Here is a 14,968-nt window from a genome sequence, read left to right as displayed (position 1 = left end):
GCAGCTCACGGCCCGGCCCGACGCAGGAAAACGAGCGACGGGCCTCTTTTGGCGTGCTAGCCTCGAAGCACAGCACGGTCCCCTGGTGGGCCGTGTTTTTCCGTATCCGGCCGGGAGTCCGGATGACTGCGGACGGGCTGGCGCCTGTTCGGGACAGAACGAGGAGTGGTGACCGTGAGCGACACCCAGGTGACCTGGCTTACCCAGGATTCCTTCGACAGGCTCAAGCAGGAGCTTGACGACCTGATCGCGAGCCGCCCGGTCATCTCGGAGAAGATCAACGCCGCTCGCGAGGAGGGCGACCTCAAGGAGAACGGCGGTTACCACGCCGCCCGCGAGGAGCAGGGTCAGCTTGAGGCGCGCATCCGGCAGCTCCAGGAGCTGCTGCGAGTGGCCAAGGTCGGCGAGACGCCGACCGAGTCCGGCGTGGCGCAGCCCGGCATGATTCTCACCGTCCGCTACGAGGACGACGAGGACACCGAGACCTTCCTGCTCGCGACGCGTGAGGAGGGCGGGGAGGGCAACCTCGAGGTCTACTCGCCGTCGTCGCCCCTCGGTCAGGCCCTGCTGGACGCGAAGGAGGGCGAGACCAGGGAGTACGAGCTGCCCAACGGCGGCACGATGAAGGTCACCCTGGTCAAGGCGGTGCCCTACGCAGGCTGACCACCATCAGACGATCCCTCGGGGCCGTATCCCTTCTCGGGATGCGGCCCCGTTGATCTGAGAAGCGGGGTGGGCGACTGCGGCGGGCGGGCCCGGGCCGGCTGAATTCGGCTCGACGCGGCATCGACTCGAACCGCGCGTTCCGCAGCCGAGACGACAGCGACCTCATCGGCCCGCATCTGCGTCGATGCGGTTCGGGGCCTCGGCTGTGATGCCGTCCGCGCACCGCGAGACCCGCCGCCCGGCGCCCGGCGCCGATGGTCCCTCAGTCCTTCGCGGCGTCGCGGACCAGGCGTTCCAGCAGCGGCCGGACGCGCGGCGCGACCGGCGTGGACAGCGCGATCGACGTCGAAGTGCGCTGGACCCACTCGACGTCCACCATCTCGTCGATCACCCGTTGGAGGTCCTCGTTGGAGCGCGCGACGATGCGCACCAGCAGGTCACCCTGTCCGGTGGTGGCGTGGACCTCGCAGACCTCGTCGAGCTCGGTCAGCCGCTCGGCGACCTCGCCCCGCCTGCCCTGGGAGATCTCCAGGATCGCGAAAGCCGTCAACCCATAACCCATCGCGGCGAGGTCGATGCGCGGCGGGAAGCCCGTCAACACGCCGCGTCGGGTGAGCCGCTCCAGCCTGGCCTGCACGGTGCCCCGCGCGACCGAGAGCCGTCGGGCGCACTCCAGCACGCCGAGGCGTGGCTCGTCGATCAACAACAGCAGCAGGCGTGCGTCGAGCGCGTCGAGTGCGTCGTCTTCTCCGCTGCGACTCATGACGTCCCATCTGGGCAGATTGCTCGAACCGAGTGAGCCGATCCGGGTGGAGCTGAGCAATCTGTATAGCAGGATCCACCGCTATTGCTCAGACTGCGATCGCGATCCCATGCTGGCTGTACCGCAGATCGGATTCGACGGCCGTGACGGAGGACCCCGTGACCGAGATCCTGGATCAGCAGAGCATCGACGACGTGAGTTTCGACCAGCTTCGGCAGCTCGTCGGACTCGTGGACTACGACGAGAGCCGCGACCCGTTCCCCGTGAAGGCGATGGACGCCGTGGTGTTCGTCGTCGGCAACGCGACCCAGAGCGCGTTGTTCTATCAAGTGGCCTTCGGCATGGAACTCGTCGCCTACTCCGGGCCCGAGACGGGCAATCGTGATCACAAGGCGTACGTCCTCAAGTCAGGTTCGGCGCGCTTCGTGCTGCGCGGCGGCGTGGCCCCCGACAGCCCGCTGTTCGATCACCACCGCGAGCACGGCGACGGCGTCGTGGACCTCGCGCTGGAGGTCACCGATGTCGACAAGTGCATCGCCCACGCCCGGCGGCAGGGCGCGACGGTGCTGGTCGAACCGCAGGACTCCAGCGACGAGCACGGAACGATCCGCACGGCCGCCATCGCCACCTACGGACAGACGCGGCACACCCTCGTCGACCGCTCCCGCTACACCGGCCCGTACCTGCCGGGGTTCGTGGCCAGGCAGGGCACGCTCCAGCGGCCGCCGGATGCGCCGAAGCGCCTGTTCCAGGCCGTGGACCATTGTGTGGGCAACGTCGAGCTGGGTCGGATGGACGAGTGGGTGTCGTTCTACAACCGGGTGCTCGGCTTCGTGAACATGGCGGAGTTCGTCGGCGACGACATCGCCACGGAGTACTCCGCGCTGATGAGCAAGGTCGTGTCCAACGGCAATCATCGCGTGAAGTTCCCGCTCAACGAGCCCGCAGTGGCGCAGAAGAAGTCCCAGATCGACGAGTATCTCGAGTTCTATCAGGGTGCGGGCTGCCAGCACATCGCGCTGGCGACCGGCGACATCCTAGACACGGCGGACCGGATGCGCGCGGCGGGCGTGGAGTTCCTGGACACACCCGACTCCTACTACGACGACCCCGAGCTGCGCGCGCGGATCGGCGAGGTCCGGGTGCCGATCGAGGAGCTGAAGCGGCGACGCATCCTGGTCGACCGCGACGAGGACGGCTACCTGTTGCAGATCTTCACCAAGCCAGTGGGCGACCGGCCGACCGTGTTCTACGAGCTGATCGAACGGCACGGTTCGCTCGGCTTCGGCAAGGGCAACTTCAAGGCCCTCTTCGAGGCCATCGAGCGGGAGCAGGACCGGCGGGGGAATCTCTGAGGTTCGACGGCTCGGCTAGGGGCGCGGGTCTGGGACGCGGGTGGTGATCACCGGTTCCGGGCCCGCGTCTGCGGGGATTCGCGGTGTCGCGGAGACTCGGCTACGGCGCCGCTGGCTCCGGCGTTCCGTTCGGCCAGATGCAGGGGGACGAGGCGCCGAGGGACAGATCGCCCTGCACGCTCGCCCTGATCGACATACGGAAGGCATCATCCTCGTGCTGCACCGAGATGAAGATGCGGTCGGGGCGATCATCCACCAGCACCTGATAGCCATTTTCAATCCAGTGCTGGTACACCGCCTCTACGTTTGAGTCGTTGTCCTCCCGAGGGAGTTCATCGAGAAAGTACCGCGTGGTGAACTGACTGCGGCCCAGCGGGCCGCGATCAGTAGGGTCCTGACACTCGACAGACATCGGAGATCCAATCTGCGTAAGACGCAGCTCCGGCAGCGCGGCCACGGCGCGCTGAATGTGACGTTCCGCACGTTCCGCCGCTTCTACTCCAGTCATAGTAGGCACCGGACCTACCTCTTTTCTGAAAATCAAGAACCCGGACACAATGACCACAAGAACACCCAATGCAACCAGGATGATTTTCCCTCGAGCCAGCTTCCTCTTTAGATTACTGGCCGACAACGATCCTCCCCATCCGCTCCAAAGAATCCGATTCTGGGTCCCAATATGCAGAATGTGCGTCGAGAGTCCCTAACGGGGACCACTCGCCCTGCGTCGGAGATTCGAACACCTGCCCACCGAACGCCTCATCAGCAGGGCTCCTCCCGTGCACGAAGGCCTCGATGGAACCGATAAAATCATCGTCTGCCATTGTGGCGTGCACGTTCTCCGCAGGAATTCCCAACTCGCTGACGTGGTCCACACCCACGCCAGGGCTGCCCGCGAAGATCAGGTTGTCAGCAGCTATCCCACCACTAGAGGCAGTGTGCCCGATGACCACTGAGCCATAACTATGGCCCATCACTGTATTATTGGACGGCTCGCCATGATGCGTAGCACGGAGCCCTTCCTGAAATGAAATTAGGGCAGCCGTCGCATTCCTCGCACTATCTGATTCCATCGCATCAACATTTTTCGGAGCGTCGTATCCGATCCAGGTGATCACCGAGGTGGCCGCCGCACGGTCCTCCATCGATGCCGTCATCTGCACCACATCCGACCTCTCCATCTGCATCCGAACGGACGTTAGATCCGTTGTCATTCCAGGAACCGAAGTCACGACATTATCCGCTTCATCTGGATTTCCAGCGGCGACAATGGCCCGACCGTTCCCTTCGATGTCGATTTTCATCAGGAACGCCGGTACTGCAGATTCCGATTCGGGCACCTCCAGCCGCGTTCTGATGTCCTCCAAGGCGGCGAGCGTTTCGTTGATGTCATCTAGCTCCCGCTGGCTGCGAGGCCCCCGGTCAGTCATCGCCTCCAGCTGCTCCCGGCGGTCCTCCAGCTCCGCTCGCTGTTCCTCGAGCAGCAGTCGATTCGCCCGATCTCGCACCTCCGCGGGGACGCCGTCCAGGCCGCCGACCAGATCACTGTCAGCGTAGATCAACGACTCCTGTTGGGCAGGACTCAACGAATCCCACCAGTCCTTGACGTCTGCTGGGTCGGTGTTCGGCCCTGGAATGGAGTCGCGCGGCACCTGACCTTCAGCTCCGATTGCCTGGGCGGTCAGGCCGACCATCTCAGGCAGCAGTTCTGCGAGCGCGGCAGCGGCGGTCTGGTCGGCCTCGGACACGTCCCGCAGGGCCGTATCGAGCAACATGACCAGTTCGTCGCGAACGGCGACCGCGTCGTCGAAATCTCCTTGATGCCCAGGGCCTTGTGACGGGGCACTGATCCGCCCGTCCTCGTAGACGGTGAGGCTGACCTCCTGCGCGCGACGCACCACATCCAACAGCTGATCCCGAGCCGTCGTGGTCTGATCCGTCAGGTCCAGCAGGATCGGCGGGATCTGCGCCATCGTGTCGGCGGCCTCGGTGAACTGTTCGTGCAGTCGGCCGAAGTGGGCGCGGGCGGCGTCGGCCGCCTCCCCGTGCCACCCGTCCAGCTCCACGACCTTCGCGGCGAGATCATCCGCGTGGTGGCTCAACCGGTCGGCGTGATCCGACCAGTTCTCGGCCGCCTTCTCGAAACGGCCCGGCTCCGCACGGCGCAAGTCTCCGAACGAGACCATCCACTCTCTCCCCTGTGGCCCGACTGCGCAGGCCTGCCCAGGCCGGGACCCACCATCCCGGCCGATCGTCCCCCAGACCTGTGGTCACTCCAGCACGAACGAGATGCGCGCTTCCTCATCGAGTCGCGAGTACTCGTCGGCGTTCTCCTTGAGCAGGCCGCCGCCCGCCGCAGTGCGCGCGCCGAGGGTCTCGACCGCCGCCTGCCACTGTGATTCGGCATCGATCAGCGTGGTGCTGGCCTCGAATCCCTGGTTGAGGCCGCCCAGGGCGGCGGACTCGCCGCTGAGTTCGCCGACCGACGCGCCGATGTCATCCGCCAGGGCGATCAGTCCGTCCCCGGTGCCGCGTAACGCCTCGGGATCGACATCGAAGCCTTCGGACACGTCCCGCCTCCCCGCGATAGACCGCCTCGACCGACACGCAAGGTAGCAACGTCGTGACTCCCGCAGTATTGCTTCGGCGCAATCACCGGCGAGGAGGGTGCGAATTCCACCATCTGGCAGAGCAGCGGGGAGGAGAGTCGCCACCCGATCGCATCAACAGGCGAGCACGATTCGACGACGAGTCGCTGGCAGGGACAGTGCGGCGTCAGAGCAGGATCGTGTGCCCGGCCCCGAGACGCTGGACGACCTCGCGTCGGTGATCGGGACCCCGCGTCTCCAGGTTCAGTGCCACGTCGACCTCGCCAAGGGCCAGCGCCCCGGAGATTCGGGAGTGCTCCACGTCGATCACGTTGGCGCCGAGGGCGCCGACCTCGGTGAGCAGGGCCGCCAGCGAGCCGGGCCGGTCGGGGATGCGCACCTTCAGTGCGAGATACCGGCCGCCTGCGGTCATGCCGTGCTGGATGACGTGCAGGAGCAGCAACGGATCGATGTTGCCGCCGGAAAGGACCACGGCCACCGGCCCCTCGAAGCGGCCGGGGTGATCGAGCATCGCCGCCACGCCCGCGGCCCCCGCAGGTTCGACGAGCATCTTCGCCCGCTCGAGGCAGAGCAGCAGCGCCCGAGACAGCGACTCCTCGCTGACGGTGATCACGTCGTCGACGAGTTCGGCGACATGGCGGAAGGTGACCACGCCGGGCTCGCCGACGGCGATGCCGTCCGCCATCGTCTGCATCTCGGCCAGCCGGACGGGCGCCCCGGCGGCCAGCGAGGCGGGCCAGGCCGCCGCGTTCGCCGCCTGTGCCGCGATGATCCGCACGTCCGGTCGCTGCGGCTTCACGGCGGCGGCGATGCCCGCCACCAGCCCGCCGCCGCCTGCGGCGACCACGATGGTCCGCACGTCGGGCAGTTGTTCGAGGATCTCCAGCCCCACGGTGCCCTGCCCGGCGACGACGTCCTCATGATCGAAGGGGTGGATCAGCTCGGCCCCGGTCCGCCGCGCGTGCTCGGTCGCCGCCGCCAGGCTCTCCTCCAGCACCGCCCCGACCAGCCGCACTTCGGCGCCGTAGGCCTTCGTGGCCGACATCTTGGGCAGGGAGGCCTGTTCCGGCATGAAGACCGTGCAGGGGATGTCGAGCAGCGAGGCCGCCAGGGCGACGCCTTGCGCGTGGTTGCCTGCGCTCGCGGCCACCACGCCGCGCGCCCGTTGCTCCGGCGACAGGTTGTGGATGCGGTGATAGGCGCCTCGGATCTTGAACGAGCCGGTGCGCTGGAGGTTCTCGCACTTGAGATGCACCTCGGTGTCACACCGATCCCCCAACGCCCGCGAGGGTCGCAGAGGAGTCTCGCGAACCACCCCGGCCAACAGGCTTCGGGCGGCCTTGATCCGATCGACGCTGACCAGCTCCATGGCCGGCCATCCTGCCAGGCGATCCGGGACATCGGGGGCGAGCAGGACGCGAATCACCCGTCGTCGGAGTCGACTGCCATACATCACCCGATGGTGGGAAGCGATGAATAGTCACGAGTACGCTTCGGAAGAGTGATCCGCCATCGGAGTGGATCTGGCTGCGACGAGGAGAGGGACGGCGGTGTTCGGGGCGAGACAAGCCGGAGTGTCCTCCCTGGTGATGAGCGTGCTCGCCGCCACGGCGCTGACGGGCGCGGCGTTCTTCACCGTCTCCAGGATCGACTGCGATCCGTCCCCGCGCTATGAGGAGCGCAACGGCGTGACGGAGCTGGTCGACTCCTGCCTGACCGCCGAGGAGCTGCCCACCTCCCCTCGGCTGCGCAATCGCGCGGAGCGAACCGATCGGGACACGCCGAAGGTCCCCGCCGACCTGCACCGCTGATCGCCGCATCGCCTGCGCACTGACAGCGCTGGCTGGGCGTCTCCCCCGCCGAGTCGCGGCCGCCCGCCCGGCGTCCTTCCCGCTGGATCACCTCTGTCGAGTCCCGCGCACGGCTCCCGGAGGCGCTTCGGCCGCCCCTCGCCGACCTTGACGCAGCCGTCTCGTGCCCGGCTCGTCGACGCATCACCGCTGGTCTCGCCCACCGCCGAGGAGCCGCAGCCAGGCTCTACAGTGCGGGGAGGTGATCTCGGCGGACACCGTCGTCGGTCACCGACCGAATCGTGGAGAGTCGATGAGTGAGGACGAGGACAGATGAAGGCGACGACGGTCACCGGCCCCCTTGCCCATCACGGCGAGGGCCCGGTGTGGAATCCCCAGCGTGGCGTCCTGCACTGGGTGGACATGCTCGCGGGCGGGGTGCTGACCAGTGATCCGAGTTTCGACGAGGTCCACAGGACCGAGGTGGGCGAGGTCGCCGCGGTGGTGCGGCCGGTCCGGGACGGCGGGCTGGTGGTCGCCGTCGAACGCGGCTTCGCGCTGATCCCGCCCGGCTCGGACCGCCCGGAGCGGCTGCCCGAGGTGTGGTCGGACCCGTCGGTGCGGATGAACGAGGGCGGCTGCGATCCGCAGGGCCGGTTCTACGTCGGGTCGATGGCCTACGGCGCGACGCCGGACCGGGGCAGGCTGTTCCGGCTGGACCCCGACGGCTCGGTCTCGGTGGTGCTGGAGCCGGTGACGATCTCCAACGGCCTGAACTGGAGCCTGGACGGCGAGACCGTCTACTACATCGACACCCCCACCGGCCGGGTCGACGCCTTCGACTTCGACTCAGGCGCGGGCGAGTTCCTGAATCGCCGGCCGTTGATCGAGATCGACTCCGAGCACGGCTCGCCCGACGGCATGGCGATCGACGCCGACGGCAGGCTGTGGGTGGCGCTGTGGGGCGGTTCGGCGGTGCACTGCTACTCGACGAACGGGACGTTGGAGGAGGTCGTGGAGCTGCCGGTGCGGCAGGTCACCGCGTGTGCGTTCGGCGGGGACGCCCTGGACACCCTGTACATCACCACGTCTCGCGACGGCTTGAGCGATCCGGAGACCGACGCGGGCGCGTTGTTCGCGGTGACACCGGGGGTATCGGGCGTGCCGGTGCTGCCGTTCGCGGGGCTCACCGGGCGGGAGTGACACCGAGGATGTCGTGGTCGGCGGCTCGCCGGAAGTCGCCGATCATCCTGCGGTGTCACGGGGATCGACTATCCCCATACCGCCGACCTGCGTCGCCTCATACCGCCGCACGGCCGGTTCGGGCTCGATACTGACGGGCGAGGTGATCTCGAAGTCGGGCGGGCCGGAACTGGTAGACGGCACCCACCTGACGCAGTACGCCGCGTGCGTAGGCATCTTCGAGGAACAGTCTCCCGTCGCTCAACGAAGTCACCAGCATCACTGCGCGTCCGAAGAGCGGCCCCGGGACCGATCAGCCTGCGACGACCGGCGCTCGATCTCCCGAACAGCGACGGCGACGGGAGTCCTGCCTGCCTCCAGGCAGGCAGGCTCGCGGGACTCCGCAATCGAGGATCGGCCCCGTGACGAACGGCCGCAATCCGCCGAGGGCGACCTCTCAGAACCACCTAGATCCGATCACTCCGTCTGCTTTCTGTTGATCATGAAAAAGGCCAATGCCGCCCCGCAACCGACGACTCCGATCGAGAGGGAACCGACTTCGGTCGAGAAGACCTCCAATGCCATGAACACTCCGATGATGACGAGGAGGATGAGGGCGACGGTAGAGACCGTGTACTTCTGAGACATTGCTCTTCTCCTAGAACTTCTCCGTCGAGAACTGATCTCCGGTGTTGGGCGACCCCGCTAGGCGGGTTCACGGTCTGGGACTCGGCTTCGGGTCCCCGACTCCCCTACTCACCACTGTCGACAGCCGACGCTCGGCTTGGAGAAGTCCACTGCGGTCGGGCTGGGTAAGCGGGTTGATCCGGGTGGCGGCGCCCGAGGGTGTCTCTGCGAGTGGAGGCGACAGGACAGCCGCAGGCCCAGGGGACTGACGTCCCTGGCCGGTATCGACGGTCGAGGTCAGCGAGCCGTCCGGGGCCGGAGCAGTAGCGGTGGCTGATCGCACCGATGCCGTCGCGAAGTGCGACCTGGTCTGAGAGTCGGTCATGTGGTCGAACACCTCCCCTCCTGCGATATGCGTGGTGATCAGGTGTCCACCGAAGTCAGGAATGAAACTGCTCCATTCGGAGTCTCGGTATGGACCAGAGCCGTGTACGTGCTTGGGCTGCTGGTGTGCCCGCCGTGGTCGGTGCGTTCGGTCAGGCCAGCGTGTCGAGGCCGGCCGGGCGGTCGATCGTGACACCCCTGAGCGGAGCTTCATAGCGGCCGTCAGTGCCGCGCGCGGGGCCGATCGCACCCTCGGCGCCTACGACCGCATCAAGCGCAGCCGTCCCCGTCCACTCGACGCCGTGGCCAGTGCTCGGACACGGGCCAGCGGAGCCCTGCGGGGTCTCCCGGAGCAGCCCGAGGAGCGCGTCCGGGCTGCCGGTGATGTCCTCCCACTCATCGGGCAGATCCTCGGCGGCGGTGTGCCAGCGCACCTCTAGTGCGTCTCGGCCACGAATTCCCCATATCCGCACCTCCCCTCGCACTCAGCGCGCGCACCCTTAGGCGAGGTTCCTGACGAGCGCAGTGCGGGTCTCGGCCGATGGTGGGAGGAGAACGACATCGCCGTGCACGGCGCCGACCCGAAGACGTTCCCAGGGATCGAGTCCCTCGCCTCGTTGTGGATTTCGTAATCCTTCGCCACCTCACCCAGCGTGCCGGGCATCTGCCTAGGCAAGAAAGGAGATCACCGCCTGATCCGATGTCCCGGGACACGGTGCCCAGTCCCACGCACGGTGAAACGTCTCCGTACCCGCCTGCGAGGGATCGAGAACGTGCCGTCGCACTCATCCAGGCGAACCGGTGCTCCGTGCAGAGGATCTGCCGCAGCCACGATGGACGTCGGCGGGAAACGCCTCGCCCGCCCGCTTCGAGCGCGACCCACCGCCCGGTGGGTGTCCGATGCGTCGTCCCTCGGTACCCGTTGTCGAGAGCATGCCCTTGGGATCCCTGACCCTGACCCCTGATCCCTGATCCCTGGAAGAATCGGCCCGATCCGAAGAGAGCACGCATACGACTGAGGAGGACCCCGGATGGATCCCCTGCGCGACGGTGATCCACGCCAGGTGGGCGCCTATCGCCTTCGCGGGCGACTGGGCGGCGGCGGAATGGGGCAGGTCTTCCTGGGCAGCTCCCGCAGCGGCCGTCAGGTGGCGGTCAAACTGGTGCGTGCCGAACTCGCGGAGGACGTCGAATTCCGGCGCCGCTTCGCGGTGGAAGTCGACGCCGCCCGGCGGGTCGGCGGCTTCTACACCGCCCAGGTCGTCGACGCCGGCCCCGAGGACGTCCCACCGTGGCTGGTCACGGCCTACATCCCCGGCCCGTCCTTACAGCAGGCTGTCGAGAAGCACGGACCGCTTCCCACTGAGGCGGTCGCCCTGCTGGGAGCCGGACTGGCCGAGGGGCTCGCCGCGATTCACGCCTGTGGCCTGGTTCACCGAGACCTCAAGCCGTCGAACGTGATCCTCGCCGACGATGGTCCCCGCGTCATCGACTTCGGCATCGCGCGTGCGCTCGACAGCACCTCCCACACCCTCTCCCGCGTCGTCGTCGGCACCCCGTCGTTCATGTCTCCCGAACAGGCGCGCGGTCAGGAGATCGGTCCGTCCAGCGACGTGTTCTCGCTCGGTCTCATCCTGGCGTTCGCCGCCACCGGTCGCAGTCCGTTCGGCACCGGCCCTGCCGAGGCGATCGTGTACCGCATCGTCCACGACGAACCCGACCTCGTCGGCCTGCCGAGCCGTCTGGCGGGCACGGTGCGACGCTGCCTGGCCAAGGACCCCGGCCGCCGCCCCAGTGTGGCCGACATCATCGACGAGCTCGCTGAATTCGGTCGGACGACGACCCGCTGGCTCCCACCGACGATCTCGACGATGATCGATGAACGTCGCATGCAGACCACGATCGATCTCGGCTCCGGACCGACCGCGCAGCAGCGGCGCGGCGGTGGCACACGGCTGCTCGATGCTCAGACCGGACACCCTCACCGGGACTCGGGCCGCTCGACGGCGAGAAGGCAGGACAGGGCCGCATCGACAGCCGCGCTGGTGCTGCCCTTGCTGTGTATTCCGGGCCTGCTGTTCCTCACGTTCGAGGCCGCCGGGGCCCTCGACGAACGCGGAGCACCGATCGCGCTGTTGTGGACGAACCTGGTGCTCGCCGTCGTCGAGATGGCCCTACTCGTCGTGGGGGTGCTACTGCTGTCTCAGCGTCAAGCGGCCGGGCGCGGAATCATCGTGACGGTCGGGATCGTGGTCGCCCTGCATACTCTGACTCCCAGCCTGCAGGCGGTGCTGACCGGTGCGTTGGTGCCGATAGGCGATCTACGCGGGCTCCTCGTATACGTCATCTCTCCGTTGACTTCCGTTGCGGCGGTGGCAGCCGTCGCCAGCGCGCGGCGCTCGGCGCTCGCACACTGATGCCGTGCTCGAGCGCTGGTGGCGGCTCGGCGGATCTCGTGATCGGCGACTCGCACGCAGCATCGCGCCGGGTCGCCGATCACGGGGGGATCGCCGATGAGGGCAGGTCTGCTCGTTCGGCGTCCATGACGGGCGGTGTAGGGGCGCGTGGGGCTCAGTACTGCGAAGGCCTGGGCAGACGGGCGCCGATGCGCGCCGCCGCCGATTCGGAGCACTGCGGTGTCGTCGCGGTGTCGGAGCATCACCGCCGCGATCCCCGCCTACCCTGGTCCGCCGGTGCCACTCCCGAGTTCGCGGGCCCGATGCGGCCTCGGGTCGAGGCCGCCGGGCAGGCCGTCCGGCGCAGTCGTTGGGTCAGACGATCCGGTGTCGCGCCACGGCGGCCATGGCGTCCTGGGGGCTGCTGAAGGTCTCGGTGCCCACCTGCGAATAGTCGACCAAGGTCTCGCCGCGCTCGGTCACGCAGACGAAGCTGTATCCCTGCCGAGGATCGGCTACCGCCGCCCGCCATCGTCCACGATGGACGTCGCTGGGAATCGCCTCGCCCACCAGCTTGTTTCCGGCCTGATCGACCACCCAGAAGGCGTCCGATCCGTCATTCCTCGACACCAGCGTCAGTTTCCGCGCCATTCTCGGGCCGCCTCCCCCGGTTCGATGACCGTCATCCCCATGGCTGAACCGACATGCTGCCGGACGGCGGACGACGGCGACAGCGCCGAACAGGTGAGCGTGCTCGGTCCCGTGACGAGATGGCGTCCAGGGTCAAGGAGCGAGCAGGGCCGGTCTCGATAACGAGGCGAGGAGACACCCCGTGCAGGGCGCGCCTGCACCGGGCGCGAGCTGCTCGAGCGCCTCGCCGAGGTGGAAGACGGTGCGGCACAGGCTGGTCATCGTGGTGGCGGTGAGGCCTTCGACGTCGACGATGTGGACCGGCACGGTGCCGACACGGCGGATGTAGAGGCGCGGTCGGGCATGGGCAGGGCGTGGGTCGGGCTCGTCCCAGATGATCCCCTGACAATCAGCGCAGTCGACGACCTCGGCGGGCACGCCGGGGAGCATCTCCTCGGGAGCAGGCCCGAGGGTGACGCGCACGCCGCAGAGTGCAAGCGCCGCTTCACCTTCGGCCGGAAGGGTCTCGCCAGTGTTGACGAAGATCGCATGGCGTTGGCACACGAGCCCGACCGTAGGCAGGGTGACCTGCTCGATCAGTCGAGGCTCGTCAGCGATCTCTCGTTCCTCGGTCATCGCGGGCCTCCGGTGATCGCCAGGACATAGGGCCGGATTCGTGCGGCCCGATTCGGCAGCAGCGCGGTGATCCGCGTCGTGCGGTTGTCTCGGGATGGCGTCATGATGCCGCCACCAGCACGAGGCGAGGTCGGAGCGACGAGCCGAGGCAGTCCGGGCATTCCTGGTCGTCGTAATAGAACTCGTGGATCGGCCACCGGTTCAGCGCGGTGAACGATTCTCCTCCGCAGGCGGGCCGGACGACGACCGTCCCGCCGCACTGCTCGACGACCCCGTGGTGGGTGTCGCCCTGCCGCACTGACCGCACGAACCATTCCGGGCGCATCACGGCTTCCCCGCCTCGGTAATGGCGGTGCGAAGACTCGCTGTCAACGCAGGCAGCCGCGACGACGTCACCCGCCAGCGGCCGAGCATCGTCCCGTGCTCCAACACGGAGATCTCGACGCCCGCGCCGGATGGCCCGGCGCGAAGGGCGCGGGTCACGCCCTGCCACCACGCCGCCCATTCGCAGCGGGTGCCGTCGGTGCAAGTCTCGATCAGTTGAGCGGCAACGGCTCTGGTGATCTCCGCGCCGACCCGACCGCTGTGGGCACGGCTTCCCTCCAGCGAGACCACTCGCCCGACGGCACCGACGACCAGCGCGGCCGGATGCCTGCCCAGGAAGCCCAGCCACTCCGCCGGGACGGGGCGTGGGTCGTGCGTCGCCGTCATGACCGCACCCCCAGCTCCAGGGTTCCGGCGAATGCCGTGCGGTAGCCCGGCGGCGGCCGGTCGACGGCGCACCGGGCGAGGATCGAGGACACGGAGACCGTGCGCGCACGGCGCGGCCGGGGCCGAGGGGTCAGGTAGCCGTAGGCGGCCAGCGGGATTCCGCTGGTGAGGAGCGTCAGGCCAACGACGGTGAGGGCGGTCATGAGGCGTCACTGTGACTTGCGGCGATGCAGTCAAGAAACCGTGAGGTGTGCATATTCCCGATCATAACAAGATAGAACCACGACTTGTGGGATATCCCACCGTCTCGATCGGGTGATCCAGCGCGGGACTGAGCTCTCCTACGCTGATCGCCATGAGCCGAGCGCGATCCCGAACCAACCGAACCGCCCGATCGCGAGGGCTGGCGGCAAGTCTCCATCGCTCGCGCACCGACGCAGGGATGACGATCGACGACGTTGCCGCCCGCACTCCTGATCTGTCCCGGTCGACCATCGGACGAATGGAGACTGGCGAGCGCGTACCCACTCCAGAAGAAACAGCCGTATTGCTCGCCGCAATGGGAGTCGGTGGTAGCGCCGCGTCGTACGTGATGGACCTCGCTCGCCGGGCGAGCGAGAGTCACTGGTGGGAAGGGGACAGACCAGGGCTGTCACCGCTCATGCAGTCGTGGATCGATTGGGAGGATCAGGCCAGCGGCATCGTCGAATGGACATTGGACGTCGTGCCAGGACTGCTGCAGACGGCGGAGTACGCGCGGCAACTTGCAGGCGCATGGGCAAGCCGCCCAGCAGAGATCGAGGCGCGGGTTGCGACCCGTATGGCACGTCAGACGCTGTTGTCCCGAGACACGGTGAGTTATGACGTCGTCATCGACGAAGCAGTTCTTCACCGGCCGATCGGCGGCGCCACGCTCCTCGTCGATCAACTGCGGCATCTGATTCGCACGGCAGAGCGACCGAACATCAGCTTGCAGGTGTTGCCCACGGCGGCGACGGTTCGAGCGCACCGCGGCTTGATCGGGTCGTTCATCGCGTTGCAGTTCAGCGACAAGGATGACCCGCTCGTACAGATCGAGCACATCTCATCAGCCGTCATCGTCGATGATCCAGCCGAGGTGGAGGCTCACCTGGCAGCGCACTCTACGCTGACCGAAATGGCGATGAGCCCGGCCGAGTCCGCCGACCTCATCCGGCACGTTGTGAAGGAGATGGAGTAG

The 14,968-nt window shown here is 67.5% G+C and carries 18 protein-coding genes; 6 read left to right on the top strand and 12 right to left on the bottom strand.

The window, feature by feature from the left end; translation table 11 throughout:
* Window positions 1-174: 174 nt before the first annotated feature.
* Window positions 175-663: a transcription elongation factor GreA gene (greA, locus tag UA74_RS04015; RefSeq protein ID WP_198042915.1), complete on the top strand. Its 489-nt coding sequence runs from the start codon at window positions 175-177 to the stop codon at window positions 661-663.
* A gap of 265 nt (window positions 664-928) precedes the next feature.
* Here greA and UA74_RS04010 read toward each other — a convergent pair whose 3' ends face one another.
* Window positions 929-1,429 (bottom strand): Lrp/AsnC family transcriptional regulator, encoded by a 501-nt coding sequence (locus UA74_RS04010; protein ID WP_075743375.1) that lies wholly within the window; start codon window positions 1,427-1,429, stop codon window positions 929-931.
* 158 nt (window positions 1,430-1,587) lie between these two features.
* Here UA74_RS04010 and hppD point away from each other — a divergent pair, with 158 nt between their 5' ends.
* The gene (gene hppD / locus UA74_RS04005) at window positions 1,588-2,784 is read left to right on the top strand and encodes a 4-hydroxyphenylpyruvate dioxygenase (RefSeq protein WP_075743374.1); all 1,197 of its coding nucleotides are present in this window, start codon (window positions 1,588-1,590) and stop codon (window positions 2,782-2,784) included.
* Between the two features lie 100 nt (window positions 2,785-2,884).
* Here the strand turns inward: hppD and UA74_RS04000 are convergent, their stop codons facing one another.
* From UA74_RS04000 to ilvA, 4 genes are all read right to left on the bottom strand, one after another.
* Window positions 2,885-3,292 carry a hypothetical protein gene (locus tag UA74_RS04000; protein WP_083683913.1) on the bottom strand — a complete coding sequence of 136 codons (408 nt, stop codon included), beginning with the start codon at window positions 3,290-3,292 and terminating at the stop codon, window positions 2,885-2,887.
* 112 nt (window positions 3,293-3,404) lie between these two features.
* Entirely contained in the window at window positions 3,405-4,970 is a 1,566-nt protein-coding gene (locus UA74_RS03995; protein WP_075739021.1) for an alpha/beta hydrolase, read from the bottom strand.
* Window positions 4,971-5,054: 84 nt separating this feature from the next.
* Entirely contained in the window at window positions 5,055-5,354 is a 300-nt protein-coding gene (locus UA74_RS03990; protein ID WP_075739019.1) for a WXG100 family type VII secretion target, read from the bottom strand.
* Window positions 5,355-5,559: 205 nt separating this feature from the next.
* Window positions 5,560-6,762, bottom strand: coding sequence for a threonine ammonia-lyase (gene ilvA, locus UA74_RS03985; RefSeq protein WP_075743372.1), 1,203 nt, complete (start codon window positions 6,760-6,762; stop codon window positions 5,560-5,562).
* A gap of 181 nt (window positions 6,763-6,943) precedes the next feature.
* Between ilvA and UA74_RS03980 the strand changes: the two genes are divergently transcribed.
* Window positions 6,944-7,204: a hypothetical protein gene (locus UA74_RS03980; RefSeq protein ID WP_157433980.1), complete on the top strand. Its 261-nt coding sequence runs from the start codon at window positions 6,944-6,946 to the stop codon at window positions 7,202-7,204.
* Between the two features lie 312 nt (window positions 7,205-7,516).
* Window positions 7,517-8,386 carry an SMP-30/gluconolactonase/LRE family protein gene (locus tag UA74_RS03975; RefSeq protein ID WP_075739015.1) on the top strand — a complete coding sequence of 290 codons (870 nt, stop codon included), beginning with the start codon at window positions 7,517-7,519 and terminating at the stop codon, window positions 8,384-8,386.
* Window positions 8,387-8,842: 456 nt separating this feature from the next.
* On the opposite strand, the gene UA74_RS31475 is transcribed toward UA74_RS03975, so the two are convergent.
* Window positions 8,843-9,013 (bottom strand): hypothetical protein, encoded by a 171-nt coding sequence (locus UA74_RS31475; RefSeq protein ID WP_157433979.1) that lies wholly within the window; start codon window positions 9,011-9,013, stop codon window positions 8,843-8,845.
* Window positions 9,014-9,528: 515 nt separating this feature from the next.
* A complete protein-coding gene (locus tag UA74_RS03970; RefSeq protein ID WP_075739013.1) occupies window positions 9,529-9,810 on the bottom strand; it encodes a hypothetical protein in 282 nt (93 codons plus the stop codon).
* Between the two features lie 597 nt (window positions 9,811-10,407).
* Here UA74_RS03970 and UA74_RS03965 point away from each other — a divergent pair.
* Window positions 10,408-11,793, top strand: a complete 1,386-nt coding sequence (locus UA74_RS03965) for a serine/threonine-protein kinase (RefSeq protein ID WP_075739011.1) — start codon at window positions 10,408-10,410, stop codon at window positions 11,791-11,793.
* Window positions 11,794-12,147: 354 nt separating this feature from the next.
* Here UA74_RS03965 and UA74_RS03960 read toward each other — a convergent pair whose 3' ends face one another.
* From UA74_RS03960 to UA74_RS03940, 5 genes are all read right to left on the bottom strand, one after another.
* On the bottom strand, window positions 12,148-12,402 hold the full coding sequence (locus UA74_RS03960; RefSeq protein WP_157442147.1) for a hypothetical protein: 255 nt from the start codon (window positions 12,400-12,402) through the stop codon (window positions 12,148-12,150).
* Window positions 12,403-12,555: 153 nt separating this feature from the next.
* Window positions 12,556-13,038, bottom strand: a complete 483-nt coding sequence (locus UA74_RS03955; RefSeq protein WP_075739007.1) for a hypothetical protein — start codon at window positions 13,036-13,038, stop codon at window positions 12,556-12,558.
* A 100-nt stretch (window positions 13,039-13,138) separates the two neighbouring features.
* Window positions 13,139-13,363, bottom strand: a complete 225-nt coding sequence (locus UA74_RS03950) for a hypothetical protein (RefSeq protein ID WP_075739005.1) — start codon at window positions 13,361-13,363, stop codon at window positions 13,139-13,141.
* A complete protein-coding gene (locus UA74_RS03945) occupies window positions 13,363-13,749 on the bottom strand; it encodes a hypothetical protein (protein WP_075739003.1) in 387 nt (128 codons plus the stop codon). The genes UA74_RS03950 and UA74_RS03945 overlap by 1 nt, the downstream gene beginning before the upstream one ends.
* Window positions 13,746-13,952: a hypothetical protein gene (locus UA74_RS03940; protein ID WP_075739001.1), complete on the bottom strand. Its 207-nt coding sequence runs from the start codon at window positions 13,950-13,952 to the stop codon at window positions 13,746-13,748. Before UA74_RS03940 ends, UA74_RS03945 begins: the two co-directional genes overlap by 4 nt.
* Before the next feature lie 152 nt (window positions 13,953-14,104).
* Between UA74_RS03940 and UA74_RS03935 the strand changes: the two genes are divergently transcribed.
* Entirely contained in the window at window positions 14,105-14,968 is an 864-nt protein-coding gene (locus UA74_RS03935) for a helix-turn-helix domain-containing protein (RefSeq protein ID WP_075738999.1), read from the top strand.

The organism is Actinoalloteichus fjordicus, from assembly GCF_001941625.1.
GTDB lineage: Bacteria > Actinomycetota > Actinomycetes > Mycobacteriales > Pseudonocardiaceae > Actinoalloteichus_A > Actinoalloteichus_A fjordicus.
Note: the sequence above shows the minus strand (reverse complement) of the source record. Positions and strands in the feature narration are given on the sequence as shown.

Excerpts from the sequence above, each read along its gene's own strand:
- UA74_RS04010 (WP_075743375.1), bottom strand. The coding sequence starts at position 1,429 with ATGAGTCGCAGCGGAGAAGACGACGCACTCGACGCGCTCGACGCACGC.
- UA74_RS04000 (WP_083683913.1), bottom strand. The coding sequence starts at position 3,292 with ATGACTGGAGTAGAAGCGGCGGAACGTGCGGAACGTCACATTCAGCGC.
- UA74_RS03995 (WP_075739021.1), bottom strand. The coding sequence starts at position 4,970 with ATGGTCTCGTTCGGAGACTTGCGCCGTGCGGAGCCGGGCCGTTTCGAG.
- ilvA (WP_075743372.1), bottom strand. The coding sequence starts at position 6,762 with ATGGAGCTGGTCAGCGTCGATCGGATCAAGGCCGCCCGAAGCCTGTTG.
- UA74_RS03975 (WP_075739015.1), top strand. The coding sequence starts at position 7,517 with ATGAAGGCGACGACGGTCACCGGCCCCCTTGCCCATCACGGCGAGGGC.
- UA74_RS31475 (WP_157433979.1), bottom strand. The coding sequence starts at position 9,013 with ATGTCTCAGAAGTACACGGTCTCTACCGTCGCCCTCATCCTCCTCGTC.
- UA74_RS03965 (WP_075739011.1), top strand. The coding sequence starts at position 10,408 with ATGGATCCCCTGCGCGACGGTGATCCACGCCAGGTGGGCGCCTATCGC.
- UA74_RS03955 (WP_075739007.1), bottom strand. The coding sequence starts at position 13,038 with ATGACCGAGGAACGAGAGATCGCTGACGAGCCTCGACTGATCGAGCAG.
- UA74_RS03950 (WP_075739005.1), bottom strand. The coding sequence starts at position 13,363 with ATGCGCCCGGAATGGTTCGTGCGGTCAGTGCGGCAGGGCGACACCCAC.
- UA74_RS03945 (WP_075739003.1), bottom strand. The coding sequence starts at position 13,749 with ATGACGGCGACGCACGACCCACGCCCCGTCCCGGCGGAGTGGCTGGGC.
- UA74_RS03940 (WP_075739001.1), bottom strand. The coding sequence starts at position 13,952 with ATGACCGCCCTCACCGTCGTTGGCCTGACGCTCCTCACCAGCGGAATC.
- UA74_RS03935 (WP_075738999.1), top strand. The coding sequence starts at position 14,105 with ATGAGCCGAGCGCGATCCCGAACCAACCGAACCGCCCGATCGCGAGGG.